Origin of the sequence: Bacillus glycinifermentans (assembly GCF_001042475.2) — a bacterium.
GTDB lineage: Bacteria > Bacillota > Bacilli > Bacillales > Bacillaceae > Bacillus > Bacillus glycinifermentans.
In genome coordinates, this window is the sequence record NZ_LECW02000063.1 from 1 (window position 1) to 588 (window position 588).

Here is a 588-nt window from a genome sequence, read left to right on the forward strand (position 1 = left end):
GGTTTACAGAGAACATAAAAAAGCACCCAGTTGGGTGCTATATATGATGATGCACTGTAAACCATACAGTCATTGTTTAATCCCACTAGTTACAACATGGTTTACCACAATGAGTATGAGAGTGTGTAACAGGATCGTAACTAGAATAAGTGTGTGGATATTGATGCACATGCTGGAAATGCTTATGATGCACATTTGTTATATGCTGCGGATGAATATGCGGCACAATTGTTTTAGAAAAAGTATGAGTTTGACAACAATTAGTCGGGTGTACAATTGGCGGCATCACATTTGGTTTGCAATGAAACATGACTAAGCTCTCCTTTCATTCATTGATCATATTCATTATTAAACTATGATAAACAGTGTATACATGTACCATTACAATCACCCATATTTGTCCGATCGAGTACTATCCACAGCCTAAATCAAAAAAAGCATCCTCAAAAATTTTTTAAGGATACTTAAACTGAAAGGAGAGAAGTTATTATGATTTCGATCCATATTTGCAGCTTGTCTATTCGAATTCATTCAAAAAAACAAGAAGCATCCTTCAGGATACCTCTTGAAAAAAGGGGTAATTCTCGA

Annotated in this window: 1 protein-coding gene; it reads right to left on the reverse strand. The window is 35.4% G+C overall.

Going from position 1 to position 588, the window contains the following annotated elements; all coding sequences use genetic code 11:
• Window positions 1-85: 85 nt before the first annotated feature.
• Entirely contained in the window at window positions 86-310 is a 225-nt protein-coding gene (gene cotD, locus AB447_RS25545) for a spore coat protein CotD (RefSeq protein ID WP_006637235.1), read from the reverse strand.
• Window positions 311-588 lie beyond the last annotated feature (278 nt).

Excerpts from the sequence above, each read along its gene's own strand:
- cotD (WP_006637235.1), bottom strand. The coding sequence starts at position 310 with ATGTTTCATTGCAAACCAAATGTGATGCCGCCAATTGTACACCCGACT.